Genomic DNA, 15222 nt, shown 5'->3' on the forward strand with positions numbered 1-15222 from the left:
CATTGAATATTGATATGTCTTTTTTATAATTAATTACAACGGCTATAAAAATGGAACAAAACTCAGAATACTTTCGAATTTCACGGCCTGAAATAGTCAAGTTTCTCCCTAGCCATTATAAAAAGGTATTAGAAATAGGTTGTGGTGAAGGATGCTTCAGGAAAAATTTAACTGATTCATCTGAGGTTTGGGGTATAGAACCAACTATAGCAGGAAATGTTGCTGCAAGAAGTTTTTTTAAAGTTCTTAACGGCTTTTATCATGACGTTTATAACGACTTACCTGACAATTATTTTGATTTAGTAATATGCAACGATGTTATTGAACATATGCCTGATCATAATCAGTTTCTAGTTTCAATAAAAAATAAAATGACAACTGACGGGTGCATTGTCGGATCGATACCCAATGTAAGATATATTGGCAATCTATATGATTTTCTTATAAAAAAAGATTGGTTTTATGACACTTCAGGAATTTTAGATTATACTCATTTGCGCTTTTTTACAGAAAAAAGCTTACAAAGAACCTTTCTTCAAAATGAATATTTAATCGAAGATCTGCGCGGCATCAATAGTGAATTTAAGAAGCCTTTGCCAGTTTATTCAAAAAAACATGCGAAAGACATTGTGAAAAGACTTTTGCTATTATCAATATTGCTTATAACTTTAGGAACATGGAAAGACGTTCAATTTTTCCAATTTGCATTTCGTATAAAAAAGTTTAAAAAAATATAACATATTTACAAGGAAAGACCGTAAAGCCTATCCCTAGCGCACCGACAGACTTAGCGGTATTGCGCGGCATTTTTAAGCCAATCAAACTCATAAATATCCACCAATATCCGCCCGATTTAAAGCAATGGCTCCAATTAGTGGGCAGAGAAACTTTGGCCACCCTAAATTGGATATGGCTTATTCAATTGAAACAAAATACCTGTTGGGTTTGGTGCAAATCGGCATTCATCACCCTAACCCTCGAGTTCCTCACGGCGCAATCATGCCATTGTGCAAATAGCTTTCTTCGTAATTAAATACGATATTCGCATCCGGCAAGACCAGTGCTTCGTCCTTGCCCTTGTAATCCAGACGAAACAATAAATCCTTGATGATGTTGATCCGGGCGGATTGTTTATCGTCCGATCTGACGATGGTCCAGGGCGCAGATAGATGGTGGGTTCTGGCAAACATGATGTTGCGGGCTTCGCTGTATTGCTGCCAGTGTTTCTGGGCTTCCTTGTCGATGGGGCTGATTTTCCATTGCTTGAGCGGATCTTTTTGCCGCTGCTTTAAGCGTTCTTTTTGCTCGGCTTTACTGATGTCCAGATAGTATTTCAGCAACTTGATGCCGGAGCGCACCAGCAGTTGTTCGTAATGGGCGACGGTTTCGATGAACTCGTGATATTCGTCATCGGTGCAAAAGCCCATCACCCGCTCGACGCCGGCCCGGTTATACCAACTGCGATTGAATAACACCATTTCCTGGGCGGCCGGCAAATGGTGGGTGTAGCGTTGAAAATACCAGGTACTCAGGTCGCGGTCGGACGGCTTGCCTAGTGCCACCACCCGAATTTCTCTAGGGCTAAGATGTTGAATGATGCGTTTGATGGTGCCGTCCTTGCCCCCGGCATCGCGGCCTTCCAGAATAATCAGGATTTTGTCGCCATGTTTGATAATGTGGTTCTGCAACTTGACCAATTCCACCTGCAATTGCTGCAAAGTGTCCTTGTAGACTTGTTTATCGGCTTTTGGTGGGTGCTTTTTGCTCATATTTACCTGCCTGTCTAAAATGGTTTCCGCTGTTCCGGCCAAATCAACCGCTTTGATGATCACTGCCCATTCTTACCCGCAAAATCAGGTTTTTCTTGTGCTTCCTGAGTTCCAGAATATCCTCGACATTTTTTTCGTTGAGAATCTGGTTCTTCAAATACAGGACCTCGTTACAAATAATCTCGGCGGCTTCCATGCCCGCTTGCAGTTGGGTCCAGGAAATTTCGATAATCGGCCGTTCATCGACGGTTTCTGATTCGGCGAGCAAAGCCAGGAAGGTATCGACCACCAGCGGATCGTAGTCTTTGGCTTTTTTACTCAGCAGGCGCACTTTCACTTGCTCGGTCGTCATCGCGGTGCCGGTGATCGAGCCGTCCAGATAATTGATATAGTCGCGCACCAAGGTCAGTATCCTCGCACCCAAGGGTATTTCCGAACCAGCCCAACCCAAAGGTTGACCGGAACCGTCGAAATGCTCGTATTGCGCGGCGATTAGTTCGGCGGCGTTATGCAGGGGTTCCAGGCCTTTTAATAGCGATTGCCCTTCCAAGGCATGGTTTAAATAACGTTTACGTTGCTGGCTGTTCATGCTCAATAAGCACTGGGTCAGCAAACTATCCGGCAAGCTCATTTTGCCGATTTGCAGCAACAACCCTGCGTATACTAAATCCTTCAGCGCGGCGGCATCCATCCCCAGCCGCCGCCCGACTTCCCTGGCATTTTCCGCCACATATTTGGCATGACCGCTTTTGATACCCGGCCGCATTTCGATGGTTTTCGCGAACACCTTAACCGAATCGGCATACTGTTTTTTCAAGGCATCATGGGCTTGATCGATCAGTTGCAAGGACTTTCGCAGCTGTTCGGTGCGTTTTTCGACCTTGTCTTCCAAACCAGCGTTCAGCTCTTTCAACTCCTGATTTTGCCGGTTGATAATTTCAAACAGTTGCCGGCGCTCGTCGCGCAAGCGCTTTTGTTCCAGCGCGTTGTTCACCAGAATTTTTAGCTCGTTGTCTTCCCAAGGCTTGCTGCAATAACTGTAGATTTTGCCTTTGTTGACGGCGGCGATGGTCGATTCAATGTCGGCATAGCCGGTCAATAAAATCCGCACGATATTTGGCCAGCGTTCGGCCGCTCTGGTCAGAAACTCGGCACCATCCATCTGCGGCATGCGCATGTCGGAGATAATCAGATCGATAGGATGTTGCGCCAAAATTTCCAGGCCGTCGGCGCCGCCCTCCGCCATATAGACTTGATATTCCGCACCGCGAAACAAGCGGCGCAAGGCCTTCAACACATTAGGCTCGTCATCGACGAATAATAAATTGGCAACGGTTTGCGGGTCTTGGGAAAGCTCGGTCATGGCGCGGCTGCGATATTCGTTAACTGGCAGGGGTACAGGTCGGCAAATAAATCCGGAACCGAGTTCCTCGCCCGATTTCCGAATCTATCTCGATGCGACCATGATGATCCTGGATGATTTTATACGACAACGACAAACCCAGGCCGGTACCTTTACCAACCGGTTTAGTGGTAAAAAACGGATCGAATATCCGCGCTTGGGTAGCTTCGTTCATACCCTGGCCGTTATCCTCCACTTCGACCCACAGCCAATCGGCATCCTGATAACCGGTACGCACCGTAATTTTGCCGAAGTCCTCAATGGCTTGCGAGGCGTTGACCAACAGGTTCATGAATACCTGATTCAGTTGCGCGCCAACACATTCGAAGGGTTTAATGCCGCCATATTCCTTGACGACTTCGGCTTTGTATTTGAGCTCGTTGTTGATGATGTTCAAGGTAGCATCGATGCCGGCTTCCAGATCGAATATTTCCCTGCCCTGCTTATCGATCCGGGAAAAATCGCGTAGATCCTGGACGATTTTCTTGGCGCGGTTGGCGCCTTCCAGAGACTCTTCCACCAAATCGGCGGCATCACCTTTCAGAAAATCCAAATCGACCGCTGTTTTAAACTGTTTAAACGCTTGCACATCCGGGTGGTTATCCGCCAATTGCCCGGCCAGAAGCTCAGCCAGCTCCGCGGCTCTGGTGAGTTCTTGTATATATTGTTTAAGGCTATTCAGGTTGGAATAAATATAACCCAGCGGATTATTGATCTCGTGCGCCACGCCAGCCGCCAATTGGCCTATCGAGGCCATCTTTTCGGACTGCACCAAATGAGCCTGGGTTTCCTGGAGTTGCTGATTAAGCAGGGTTTGCTGGTTTTTCTCGAGCTCCAGGGTCTGATTAGCCTCTGTCAACGCCTGGGTGCGCTCCCTGACCCGCTCTTCCAGTTGCTGATTGATTTTCAGCAAAGCGCTTTCCGCCTGCTTTTGCGTGCTGATATCCATGCCGCAGCCCATCAAGCCGGCGAATTCGCCACTTTTGCGCACCCTGGGCACCGCAGTTTCCAAAATCCACACCACCGCTCCGTCCGGTGCGTATAAGCGGTATTGGATTTTGAACTTGGTTAACTCGGCCGCAGCTTGCTGATAAGCCTGCACCACTTTGTCTCTGTCCTCGGCGTGTATGGTATTTAACCACTGGCGCCGGTCAACAAAGCCGCGCTGGATATTGAACGTTTTAAACCAGAAGCGATTACAAAAAATCGGCAGGTTTTTAGCATTGGTTATCCAGATCAGAGCCGGCAGATGATCGGCAAGCTCCTTGAAACGCTCTTCACTTTCCCGCAAAGCTGAATATAGATTGCTGTGTAAAATATCGACATGTTCATCCTTATCGATACTAACTTGCTCGGCGTCGATGCCTTGAATAAGACTGATCGCCATCAACTTGTCGGTTTTTAAAATATGGTGGCAAAGCCAGTCCACCAAAAAATCCAACAGATCCTTGGAAATGACCGAAACATCGGATTGCGCCTCGACATGCACTTGTTGCATTTTATCGATAAATTCTTGATGCTGCTGGCAATGCTGGGCCTGCATCCGCAGATTGAAGCCTGCCTCCATCATCAGTTGCTCTTCGTGTTGGAAATGATCTACGGTGTAATCGACTAACTGCTTGACGGTCTCCAGCACGGTTTGCAGGTCGGCACCCAAGGCGTTTAATTCATCCAGGCGATTAATCAGCGCGACCAGATGCCGATGCTGATTATCCACACTGTCTATACCGACCAGCAGTTGGTCGTTCCACGTTAAAATACTCATCCGCGATCCATTCTTAGCAGGGTCAAGTCTGATTACCGACCTCTGGCATTATGGCACAATGCATTTACTCTGCCGGTTTTTTCAAGACTCAGGTTTATTGGTATGGATATTCAAGATTTCGACGGTTTACGCGCTTTGCTGGACTCAACGTTTCCGAAAACCTGCCGCAGTTGCGGTTACGTATATATCTCGGCCGAGCAGTTTTTTATCGAAACCCAAGACATGCCCCATGGTCGTTCATCGTTACGGTCGGCCATCGAGGACGATGGCTTAATTCTAGTGGAAGTATTCAGAAACTGCCGCTGTGGCTCCACGCTGATGGACGAGTTCGGCTGTCGGCGCGATCAAAGCGCAGCCGGTCTAAAACGGCGCCAGGCTTTCGACAATATGTTGCGTGCCATGCAAGCCCGAAACATCGCCACAGACGCTGCCCGCATGGAGATCATCAAGTTTTTACAAGGTCAACCCAATACGCTGGTGGCAATGCTGAATATCGAACTGCTCCCCTAGCGATGCATTACCGGCCGGAAACTCTTAGCCTTGCATGGCTTCCAACTCATCCCAGCGCTGATAAGCCTGGCTCAGATCGGCCTCGGCAGTCTGCAATTGCGTCAGCTTGGCGGCTACGGCATCAGGGCTTTGTTTATAAAAATTGGCTTCGTTCATTTCCGCCGTCAGCTGGACTTGCAGGGTTTCCAGTTGCTCAATCAGCGCCGGCAGTTGCTCGAGTTCCCGCTGTTCCTTAAAGCTGAGTTTCTTGGCCGGACCGGTTTTGGGTTTTTCTTTTTTTACGGCTTGCTCGGCGATTTTTACCGCTTCGGCTTTTTTGTTCTGCTCCATCAATGCAAACCAGTCGGCATAACCGCCGATGTATTCCTCCACCCGGCCCTCGCCTTCGAACACCAGTACGCTGGTAACGACGTTATCCAGAAACTCCCGGTCATGGCTCACCAATAATAAGGTGCCTTGGTACTCGACCAATTTTTCTTCCAGGATCTCCAGGGTTTCCAAATCCAGATCGTTGGTGGGTTCGTCCATCACGATCAGGTTGGCGGTCTTGGTAAACAAGCGCGCCAACAGTAGCCGATTTTTCTCGCCGCCGGACAAGCTTTTCACCGGCGACCGGGCGCGGGCCGGAGCGAATAGAAAGTCGGCCAGATAGGACATCACATGCCGCTTGCCATCCGGGGTGTCGACAAACTCGCCGCCGTCCAGCACGCTGTCGGCCACCGAGATTTCCGGGTCGAGTTGTTCGCGCAATTGATCGAAATACGCGATTTGCAGATTGGTGCCCAGCTCTATGGTGCCGGTGGTGGGCTGCAATTGGCCGAGCAGCAGTTTCAATAAGGTGGACTTGCCAGCGCCGTTGTTGCCGATCAAACCAATCTTGTCGCCGCGTTCGATGCGTAGCGAAAAATCCTTGATGATGGCTCTATCGCCATAATTAAAATTCACGTCGATGGCCTCGACGACTTTCTTGCCGGAGGCCTCGCCTTTGTTCAGGCTCAGTTTGGCGGTGCCTTGGGTATTGCGGCGTTCGGAGCGCTCGGCGCGCAAGCGTTTCAATGCCCTGACCCGACCTTCGTTACGCGTGCGCCGGGCCTTGACGCCTTGTCTGATCCAGACTTCTTCCTTGGCCAGTTTTTTATCAAACTCGGCGTTTTGATTGGCTTCGTCCTCCAGCGCTGCGGCCTTGCGCGCCAGATAATCTTGATAGTTACCGGCCCAGGACGTCAATTGGCCGCGATCCAAATCGATGATGCGCGTCGCCAGTTTTTGCAAAAACGCCCGGTCGTGGGTGACAAACATTACCGCGCCCTGAAAGGCCAGGATTTGTTCTTCCAGCCAGGCGATGCTTTCGAAATCCAGATGGTTGGTCGGCTCGTCCAGCAACAGCACTTCCGGGTCTATCACCAAGGCCCGCGCCAAGGCCACCCGGCGCTTCCAACCGCCGGACAGACTGCCGACCAGCACATCCGCCGGCAATTGCAATTTGCTTAACACCGCTTCGACGCGGGTTTGAAACTCCCAACCATTGTCGGCTTCCAGCTTGTGCTGCACATCACCCAAGGCTTGCAGCGACTGCTCGCTGCCGTCCATGTGGTGTAACAATTCGTGATAACGGGCGATTACCCGACCCAATTCGCCCAGTCCACCGGCGACGGCTTCGTAAATAGTTTCGTTTTCGTCCAAATTGGGCGACTGCTCCAGCCAAGCCAAACGCAGCTCCGGCTGTTTCCAGATTTCACCGTGATCGGCATGAATATCGCCGGCGATGATTTTCATCAAAGTCGATTTGCCCTCGCCGTTGCGGCCCAGCAGGCCAACCCGTTCGCCGGCATCGAGTTGAAAAGCAGCATTATCGAGCAGCGCATGGGTGCCGAAGGCGATAGAAACATTGGTTAAGCGGATTAATGGCATTTGTTTTGTAGGTAACGTCTAAGTAAGTCCAGGGCCAGTAAGGCGGCCTGGTTTTGTTTGTGTTTAAGGGGGCCGTGCGCATTGAGCTGGGTAGAGACCACGCCGCCGGGTGTCGCTAAGGCATTGTAAAGGACAATGGCTTTATCTTTATCCCGATAGTCTGCGGCGCTGCCGCTATACAGCTGCACCAATGCGAAATCGGTTTTCTCGCGGGCTTTGAGCTGTTCGGCCCAGACTTGGGCGATGGGCTGTAAATCGCCGGCACCCGCTTGGCCTGCGCCTGTGTTGCGCCCCCAATCGAGATTAACTTCAACGCGAGTCAACCACCCGCGCCCCAAACATTTGCTGGCTAGCAAGCCCTGACTGGCGGTTTCCAGCAAGGCCAGGGAGTAGCGCTTTTCGCGCATCGCGGTAGCTACCACCTCCAACAGATCGCCTTGCTGTTCGTTTAAACCGTCGATAGCAAACACATACGTGCCAATGCGTTCCGCAACGTCGGCCACACACGTCTGTTTGTGTGATTCCGGGAAACCGCCGGGGAACAACAGTTTGGTTTGCACTTCATCGGGTGCGGCACGAAACCCCAGTTGCACGCCGTCCGGCAAATCAAAATCCGCCAAGCACTGCTGAATAGCCGATTCGCCTATGCCTATGCTGCGTAAACTCACCAGACACTCCGGCTGTAGATCAAAACTTTGCAGCAATTGCGGCCTGACTAACGAGGCAAACATACTCTTCATTTCCGACGGCACGCCCGGCAGAAACACAAACCAGCAACGATTGAATTGCAAGGCAAAGCCTGGCGCAGTGCCGTAAGCGTTGTCGATACGTAGCGCAGACTGCGGCAGCATGGCCTGCTTGCGATTCGCCTCCGGCATCACTCGATTCCGGCGGGCGTAATACTGTTCAATGTCGGCAAAGGCCTGGGCGTCGAATTGTAAAGGTTGGCCGCTGGCGATACTGACCGCCTCGGCGGTGAGATCGTCGCTGGTCGGCCCCAGGCCGCCGGTGCAAATACAGCAATCGGCGCGTTCGGCGATTTCCGTGAACAGCGCAATCAAGTCTTCCAGATTATCGCCCACCGCCGTATGGCGTTTCAGCGTAAAGCCCAGTTCGACCAATTGCTGGGATAGCCAGGCGGCATTGCTGTCCACGGTCTGCCCGCAAACGATTTCCTCGCCTTGCGAGAATATTTCGGCAATTTGTCTCATAACACCCGATACCAGAGCGGTAAACTTACTAAACTCAAAGCCGTCGTCACCGTCACGGCCATCGCGTATAAACCGCTGTCCAGTTTATAGCGATCGCACAGCACGATGCCCATTACCATGCTCGGCATCGCTAGATCCATCACCGCTGCCGCTCTGGGCTGACCGGTCAAATTCAGTAAATTTGCCAGCCACAACGCAATCAGCGGCATCAGCCATAACTTAATCAATACGGTGGGAGCGATGAACGGTAAATTACGCACACGTATATCCCGCCAACTAAGTGCCAGACCTAAAGAAAAAATCATCAACGGTGCCACCGCTCCGGAACATTTTTGCAGTAAGCCGGCCAACCAGAATGGTATCGGCACCTGATTGAGGTTTAACACGACCGCTACAAAAGCGGCCCAGAATGGCGGCGCATTGAAAAATGCCAAGACCGATTTTGGCTTGGGCTCCCCGGTTGCTCCGTAATGGCGGGCCAACATGATGCCCAAGGTGTAGACCAACGGCGCTTCGGCAAACAAGTCGATCTGGATGACCAAAGACCGGGTCCAGTCACCGAAAATCTGCTCCAATACCGGCAAACCCAGATACGTGACGTTTGGAAAGGCTGCCGCCAAAATCACCGCCCCGGTTTGCGGATTTTTGAATCTAAATAACCTGGCAAGCATCCAAGTCGCCAAAATCGACAACAGGATGCTGATAGAACCCAATGCTGAATATTGTAGCGATTGCCAACCAATATCCGCCCGCCACAGCACATCCAGCACCATAACCGGCATAAAAAAATAATAAACCACGCTGGTTAATACCAGCCTGGTCTGGTCTGCCGACAAACGGTTAGGCGTCAAGACCCGCCAACCGGCACCGCAGAGCATCAGCACGGTCATTTGCATCAAAGTTGTATTCATACCGCGCATTTTATCAGGCTGGCGGCGGTGACACGCGGCTAAAGCATTAGCCCTAGTAATTGGCTAAATACGCTGATCGCCGCCCGGTGCTTGGGTTACAGCCTTGTCGAGTAGTAGTTCGAACTGATCGGCCGGAACCGGTCTGGAAATTAAATAGCCCTGGCCGTAATCGCAGCCCATTCGATTTAATAAATCGTATTGCTCCTGGGTCTCTATACCTTCCGCGACGACTTTTATACCTAGCTTGTGCGCCATCACTACAATGGCTTCGCACAAGGCCATGTCGCTGGAGCCGGCCACCAGACTCCTAACAAAAGCTTGGTCGATCTTGATGTAATCGATGTCGAATTTTTTCAAATAGGCCAAAGACGAATAACCGGTGCCGAAATCGTCCAAAGCCACCTGCATGCCGGCATCCCGAAACGCCAGCAGTTGCTCGCGCGTGCTGTTGCTGGCGTCCAATATCAAGCCTTCGGTAATTTCGACAATCACGCTCTGGCCTGGTAATTCCAGTTCCCGCAGCAATACTATCCATTGATTGGCTTCCATGGCTTGCTTGCGGAACTGCACCGGCGATTTATTCACGCTGATCTGGAAATCCGGATGATAGCGTTGCCGCCACTGCTTGGCCTGACGCACGGCGGTGTCGAAAACCCAATCGCCAATGTCGACGATAACCCCGGTATCTTCGGCAACCGGAATAAATTCGGCCGGACTAACCATTCCGAGCGTCGGATGCTGCCAACGCAGCAGGGCTTCGGCTTTGGCTATGCTGCCGCTGGCAAATTCGATGATCGGTTGGTAATGCAGTAAAAACTGCTGCCGGGCCAGCGCGCCGTGCAAATCATTCGCCAGCCTCATGCGCAACTGGGCGTTCTGCTGCATCAGGGCAGTAAAATAATGGTAGCGGTCGCGGCCCTGATTTTTGGCGGCGTACATCGCCTGATCGGCATTTTTTAATAATGAATCGGTGTCGAGCGCGTCGTCCGGATACAGGGCAATGCCTATACTCCCGGAGATATAAGCCGTCTCGTTTCCCAAACGAAACGGTTCCGCCAAGCGCTGTAAAATATTTCTGGCGATCCGGTTCACGCCATCGACCTGATCCAACTCGCCCAGAATCACGGTGAATTCATCGCCGCCCAGCCTGGCGATGCTGTCGCAATCGCGTACGCAGCCGCTGATACGCCGCGCCGCTTCCTTCAGCAACACATCGCCCATGAAGTGGCCCATGCTGTCGTTGACATCCTTGAAACGGTCGAGGTCCAGAAACATCAATGCCACATGCTGACCGTGCCTAAACGCCTTTTTGATTTCCTGATTGAGCCTATCTAAAAACATATTCCGATTCGGCAAACCAGTCAACGGATCGAAATTAGCTTGCCGCCAAATCAATTCCTCGGATTTTTTACGGTCGGTAATATCCGCTATCAAGGCCACCCGTCGGTGCACTCCACCGCTCTCATTCAGAATGGAATTGATGGTTACCCACTGTATGCAATCCTCGCCGTTCTTGCGGCGGCCGCTGATTTCGCCGGCCCACTGCCCATGAGTATTGATAACCCGCAAGACAGTTTTATAGAAAGCCTGATCATGATGCTCCGTGTTGCCGCCGACAAAGGCGCGGCCTATCACTTCGTCCGCCGAATACCCGGTTACCGTGGTGAATGCCGGATTAACCGTGATGATGGTACCCGTGGCATCGGTAACCATCATCGCCTCGCTGCTGTTCAAATACACCAAGGCGGCCAGTTGCATTTCCTCTTCGGCGCTTTTCCGCGCGGTAATGTCCTCGTACACGCCCAATACGCCAATGGTCTGTTGTTGCAAATTACGTAAGGGCACCCGTGAGGTTCTCAAATGCATGGTTTTACCTGCCGGACCTAATAGCGTTTCTTCGTAATTCAATTTTGCCGTATTACTCTCCATTACCTGTTTATCGTCCGCTCGATACAAGTGCGCCAAATCTCGCCAAACCAATTGCTCATCCGACTTGCCGATCAATTCGGCGGGGCTATCCAACCCGGCATCCTTACTGAAGGCTAAATTGGCGCCCAGATAACGGTAACTAAGGTCTTTCCAGAACACCCGGCTGGGGATGGTGTTGATGACGGTTTGCAGCATGTTTACCGAGTCGGCTAATTTATGCATCGCCTCCAGGCGCTCGGAAATGTCGCGCAAAATCAGTAATTGATTGCCTGCCAAGCTATCGCCCAACAAGACGATATCGATCAGCACCATCCGGCACCTACCATCCTTGCAACACACTTTCAATTCCCCAGTTTGACTGGACTCGCCCGCAGAGTGAGGGACACGCTGATAACCATGCCAATTAGCGATGACTTGCTGCCGATATTCGGCCTCGGGATGGGCATGCCACCACCATTCCGCCAAGGTCGGAATATCGGCCAAGGTATAACCAAAGGTTTTAACAAAAGCCGAGTTCAAATAACTGATATTGCCCTGACTATCATGCAGCGCATAGGCAATCGGCGACTCTTCGATAATCGCGTGAAATTTGGCTTCGCTGCCTGACAGCGCCTGATGCGCTTGATATAGCCTCTGGTAAGGCAGTTGGATGCTATTGAGAAATACCGAACGGTAGATCAGGCCATAGGCGACCACCTTGTAGACATGGCCGAGCAGAATATATAAATCGGTCACGCTGGCATAAAAGGTCACGAACAACTCGCTCATGGCCATGATAGCTGCCGCTGCGGCCAATCCAGCCGGATCATAGGAATGTTGTCGGCGGGCTTGGAGTAAATAGCCGATGGCGCTGAGAGCATAGACGCCGGCCAATAAATATTCGCAGGCTTTTTTAAAAGACGTTAAGCCCTGAACTGCATCAAAGGTCCGCGGTAACCAGTCCTGATGGAAAAACACCAGCCAGCAACTCAGGGCAATATAGAGCAGCACACCACTCAACATCAACGAACGTGATACCGGTGTTATTTGCCTACTCGGCACCCACAATCCCATCACTAAGCCTAGCGCCGCAAAGCCGCGGGCCATTAGCCAAAAAGCGATGGCTTTTTCCGGATCGCTTTCGGTGATAAAGGCCGGCATGCCGCTGAAAGACAGGGTATGCATTAAATCGAGGACCGCCACGCCCAAGAAGCAGCAGGCCAGCATCATGAATCCGGCGGAGTTTTCCTTTTGATAAACGCTCCAACCCACGGCGAAAACCAATGCGGAAATCACGATGGAAAAACCTTCCATCAAGGTATGCACGCCCAAGGATTGGCTGAAAAACGGCCGTAAGGATTCCGATAGCGGAAAATACAAGCTAAGCAACTGCGCAAGTAAAAGTAGTAGCACCGTCCAAAGCAGAGGCCTGGCCTGGTTTTGTTCGCTATATTGCTCCACAGTGTTCCCTTGCTGTTTGCCGGTCTGCCGACATTATGTAGACTTAAGTCTGTTAGCGGCTAGTGTTATTGTTATGTTCTGTCGATAGTGCGATGGGTACTGTCAATTCATCAGCAGGAGCATTCAATACGCCAGAGCTCGCCAATGTTGTCTAAGTTTGTCGATTTGCGCGACATCCAGTTGTGCGGTGCGGGAATGCTCCCGGCATAAAGCGCCGCGAAATCCCAAATAATCCGGACTTAACGGCACTAAACCCGCTACATCGTCGGCGCGCAAGGAACCTGCCAAGCCACTTAGCAAGCCCAGACTGGCGACTTTATCGACAAACATCTGCAATTCGTCGAGCGTCATCAACCGGGTCAATGAACCGAGTTGTTTATCGGCGGTATCCAGCATCACCCCGCGAAAACCGGCCTTGGCTAAGACATCGATAATCGAAAAATCCGGCCGGGTATCGGCAAATAATACCGCGACCAAGGCCACGCCGTGCTCGGCAAGCGTTTGTAATCCCGCAATGCAGGTCTGCCAGTCGCCGCCCGGAAAAAAGCCGATTTTCACATAATTCACGCCCGTAGCCGCCATGGCTTGCACGGCCGGCAGGATCAATTCGGGCTGCATCGGTAAATCGCCGATAGTGGCGCTAACACAGCTACCCGGATGCAAGTGGCGGACAATCTCGGCAACCACGGCAACATCCAAGGCACCCAAGGCCCCGCGAGCCGGTTGCTTTAAATCGATAATATCGACGGCGGCGGCTTCGACCAACAAAGCTTCGGCCAAACTATTCACGCTTGCTAACATCGCGGTCATACTTGCACTCCCCGGCGATGTTGCTCGATAGCCATCATTAACCAATCCCAGGCTTCCCGTTCCCGCTCACCGGCGGTTTTATCCAGACCGATGCGCAAATAATCCAGCTCGGCTTGAATTTTCTCCCAAGGCAATCTATCCAGCCGGCTAATCAATATCGCCGCTTCCAACACCGAATATTGCGCCCGGTTAAAACCTTGAAACGGCTTATGGTTGACCGTGTGCACGGCCCGGCAAAATAATTTCGGCCGGGTGTCGTCGTCTTCTATCCGGACCAGGCTCAGTTCGGTATGTGCCAAGCTGTCGGCTAAATAATACCCTGCGACTTGTTGGGCGGGCAATAAGGGCCAGTCCCTACGCCCGGTCAGACAACCGGCAAAAATCCGCACATCGTCGCAATAATTGATGACAGCGGTTTTGTTAGCCAGCAGATTATCCAGCGTGGTCGAAGGCCGAAACGGCAGGATAATGTATTGATCTTGTTCAACATGCACCCCCATCGGCGCGATGTGCGTATCGCCTTGCAGATTGACGGTGGTGACGAGGGTTTCTTGAATCATGGTTGTTTAGGTCTATCCTGAAGCGTGAAATGTTGCCGGTTTACCGGCAAACCAACGCGCAATTTTAATCTCGCCGGCTACCCTTAGGGATTTTTTTTCCAGCCGGCGCATGCAGGATGCAATTTCGATCACCATTAACCAGGCCACACGCTTATGCACGCCATAGATATTGCCGACTTATCGATTTTGCTGATCGAACCTTCGACCACGCAGCTAAAAGTCATCATGCAGCATTTACGCGACGAAGGAATTGCCAAAATCGAAGGGGTTTCCAATGCTAAGGCGGCGCTGGAAAGCTTGCACAATCATCGCCCTGATCTGATTATCAGCAGCCTGTATCTGCCGGATATGATGGCCACCGAACTGGTCGAACATCTGCGCGGCGACGAGGCTTTGAGTCATGTGCCCTTCATGCTGATATCCAGCGAATCCAGCTTCGCGGTACTCGACACCATCCGTCAGGCCGGCGTGGTGGCGATTTTGCCCAAGCCGTTTGCGCATGACGATTTAAAAAACGCCTTACGGGCAACTATCGAGTTTATCGATCCGCAAGAAATCAGCCTGGAACATTACGACATCGAAAACGTGCGGGTCTTGGTGGTTGACGACAGCCCGCTGGCCCGCAAGCACATCAGCCGAGTGTTGAACAATATGGGCATCGTCAAGATCACCCAGGCCCAGGACGGCAAGGAAGGCGTTGATGTATTCGCTCGAGACCAAAACGCCTTCGACCTGATCGTCACTGACTACAATATGCCGGTGATGGACGGCCAGCAGTTGATCAAAACCATCCGCCAGGATTTGGGCAATTCCATCGTACCGATCTTGATGGTCACCAGCGAAGAAAACGAAACCCGCCTCAGCAATGTGCATAAAGCCGGGGTCTCGGCCATTTGCGACAAACCTTTCGATCCGCAGACCGTGAAGGAAATGTTGTTTCGGGTGCTTGAACCGGATTGAAGCGTGCAAGTATCGGCTTGCTTACGTTTTATCTTGTTTAACCA

The 15222-nt window shown here is 51.3% G+C and carries 12 protein-coding genes; 3 read left to right on the top strand and 9 right to left on the bottom strand.

Annotation, left to right across the window (positions count from 1 at the left end):
• Positions 1–50 precede the first annotated feature (50 nt).
• Positions 51–737, top strand: coding sequence for a class I SAM-dependent methyltransferase (locus tag A1332_RS17265; protein ID WP_064009677.1), 687 nt, complete (start codon positions 51–53; stop codon positions 735–737).
• Between the two features lie 249 nt (positions 738–986).
• Here the strand turns inward: A1332_RS17265 and ppk2 are convergent, their stop codons facing one another.
• Genes ppk2 through A1332_RS17280 form a run of 3 tightly spaced genes read right to left on the bottom strand, consistent with a single transcriptional unit; the run spans position 987 to position 4936 of the window.
• Positions 987–1769 (bottom strand): polyphosphate kinase 2, encoded by a 783-nt coding sequence (gene ppk2 / locus A1332_RS17270; RefSeq protein WP_064009715.1) that lies wholly within the window; start codon positions 1767–1769, stop codon positions 987–989.
• A 43-nt stretch (positions 1770–1812) separates the two neighbouring features.
• Positions 1813–3132, bottom strand: a complete 1320-nt coding sequence (locus tag A1332_RS17275) for an HD domain-containing phosphohydrolase (protein WP_064009678.1) — start codon at positions 3130–3132, stop codon at positions 1813–1815.
• A 19-nt stretch (positions 3133–3151) separates the two neighbouring features.
• Positions 3152–4936: a bacteriohemerythrin gene (locus A1332_RS17280; protein WP_064009679.1), complete on the bottom strand. Its 1785-nt coding sequence runs from the start codon at positions 4934–4936 to the stop codon at positions 3152–3154.
• A gap of 102 nt (positions 4937–5038) precedes the next feature.
• On the opposite strand from A1332_RS17280, the gene A1332_RS17285 reads away from it, so the two are divergent.
• The gene (locus A1332_RS17285) at positions 5039–5446 is read left to right on the top strand and encodes a hypothetical protein (RefSeq protein ID WP_064009680.1); all 408 of its coding nucleotides are present in this window, start codon (positions 5039–5041) and stop codon (positions 5444–5446) included.
• A 24-nt stretch (positions 5447–5470) separates the two neighbouring features.
• On the opposite strand, the gene A1332_RS17290 is transcribed toward A1332_RS17285, so the two are convergent.
• From A1332_RS17290 to A1332_RS17315, 6 genes are all read right to left on the bottom strand, one after another.
• Complete coding sequence (locus tag A1332_RS17290; RefSeq protein ID WP_064009681.1) at positions 5471–7357, bottom strand: ATP-binding cassette domain-containing protein; 1887 nt, start codon at positions 7355–7357, stop codon at positions 5471–5473.
• Positions 7348–8568, bottom strand: a complete 1221-nt coding sequence (locus A1332_RS17295; RefSeq protein WP_064009682.1) for a competence/damage-inducible protein A — start codon at positions 8566–8568, stop codon at positions 7348–7350. Before A1332_RS17295 ends, A1332_RS17290 begins: the two co-directional genes overlap by 10 nt.
• Positions 8565–9479 (bottom strand): AEC family transporter, encoded by a 915-nt coding sequence (locus A1332_RS17300; RefSeq protein WP_064009716.1) that lies wholly within the window; start codon positions 9477–9479, stop codon positions 8565–8567. The genes A1332_RS17295 and A1332_RS17300 overlap by 4 nt, the downstream gene beginning before the upstream one ends.
• Positions 9480–9542: 63 nt before the next feature.
• Positions 9543–12848: an EAL domain-containing protein gene (locus A1332_RS17305; RefSeq protein WP_064009683.1), complete on the bottom strand. Its 3306-nt coding sequence runs from the start codon at positions 12846–12848 to the stop codon at positions 9543–9545.
• Positions 12849–12971: 123 nt separating this feature from the next.
• Positions 12972–13658, bottom strand: a complete 687-nt coding sequence (locus tag A1332_RS17310) for a (5-formylfuran-3-yl)methyl phosphate synthase (RefSeq protein WP_064009684.1) — start codon at positions 13656–13658, stop codon at positions 12972–12974.
• Positions 13655–14218, bottom strand: a complete 564-nt coding sequence (locus tag A1332_RS17315; protein ID WP_064009685.1) for a DUF447 domain-containing protein — start codon at positions 14216–14218, stop codon at positions 13655–13657. Before A1332_RS17315 ends, A1332_RS17310 begins: the two co-directional genes overlap by 4 nt.
• 153 nt (positions 14219–14371) lie before the next feature.
• Here A1332_RS17315 and A1332_RS17320 point away from each other — a divergent pair, with 153 nt between their 5' ends.
• Complete coding sequence (locus A1332_RS17320; RefSeq protein ID WP_064009686.1) at positions 14372–15178, top strand: response regulator; 807 nt, start codon at positions 14372–14374, stop codon at positions 15176–15178.
• Positions 15179–15222: the final 44 nt, after the last annotated feature.

Source organism: Methylomonas methanica, assembly GCF_001644035.1.
GTDB lineage: Bacteria > Pseudomonadota > Gammaproteobacteria > Methylococcales > Methylomonadaceae > Methylomonas > Methylomonas methanica_A.

Coding starts and splice junctions, on each gene's coding strand:
- A1332_RS17265 (WP_064009677.1), top strand. CDS start 51: ATGGAACAAAACTCAGAATACTTTCGAATTTCACGGCCTGAAATAGTC.
- ppk2 (WP_064009715.1), bottom strand. CDS start 1,769: ATGAGCAAAAAGCACCCACCAAAAGCCGATAAACAAGTCTACAAGGAC.
- A1332_RS17275 (WP_064009678.1), bottom strand. CDS start 3,132: ATGACCGAGCTTTCCCAAGACCCGCAAACCGTTGCCAATTTATTATTC.
- A1332_RS17280 (WP_064009679.1), bottom strand. CDS start 4,936: ATGAGTATTTTAACGTGGAACGACCAACTGCTGGTCGGTATAGACAGT.
- A1332_RS17285 (WP_064009680.1), top strand. CDS start 5,039: ATGGATATTCAAGATTTCGACGGTTTACGCGCTTTGCTGGACTCAACG.
- A1332_RS17290 (WP_064009681.1), bottom strand. CDS start 7,357: ATGCCATTAATCCGCTTAACCAATGTTTCTATCGCCTTCGGCACCCAT.
- A1332_RS17295 (WP_064009682.1), bottom strand. CDS start 8,568: ATGAGACAAATTGCCGAAATATTCTCGCAAGGCGAGGAAATCGTTTGC.
- A1332_RS17300 (WP_064009716.1), bottom strand. CDS start 9,479: ATGAATACAACTTTGATGCAAATGACCGTGCTGATGCTCTGCGGTGCC.
- A1332_RS17310 (WP_064009684.1), bottom strand. CDS start 13,658: ATGACCGCGATGTTAGCAAGCGTGAATAGTTTGGCCGAAGCTTTGTTG.
- A1332_RS17315 (WP_064009685.1), bottom strand. CDS start 14,218: ATGATTCAAGAAACCCTCGTCACCACCGTCAATCTGCAAGGCGATACG.
- A1332_RS17320 (WP_064009686.1), top strand. CDS start 14,372: ATGCACGCCATAGATATTGCCGACTTATCGATTTTGCTGATCGAACCT.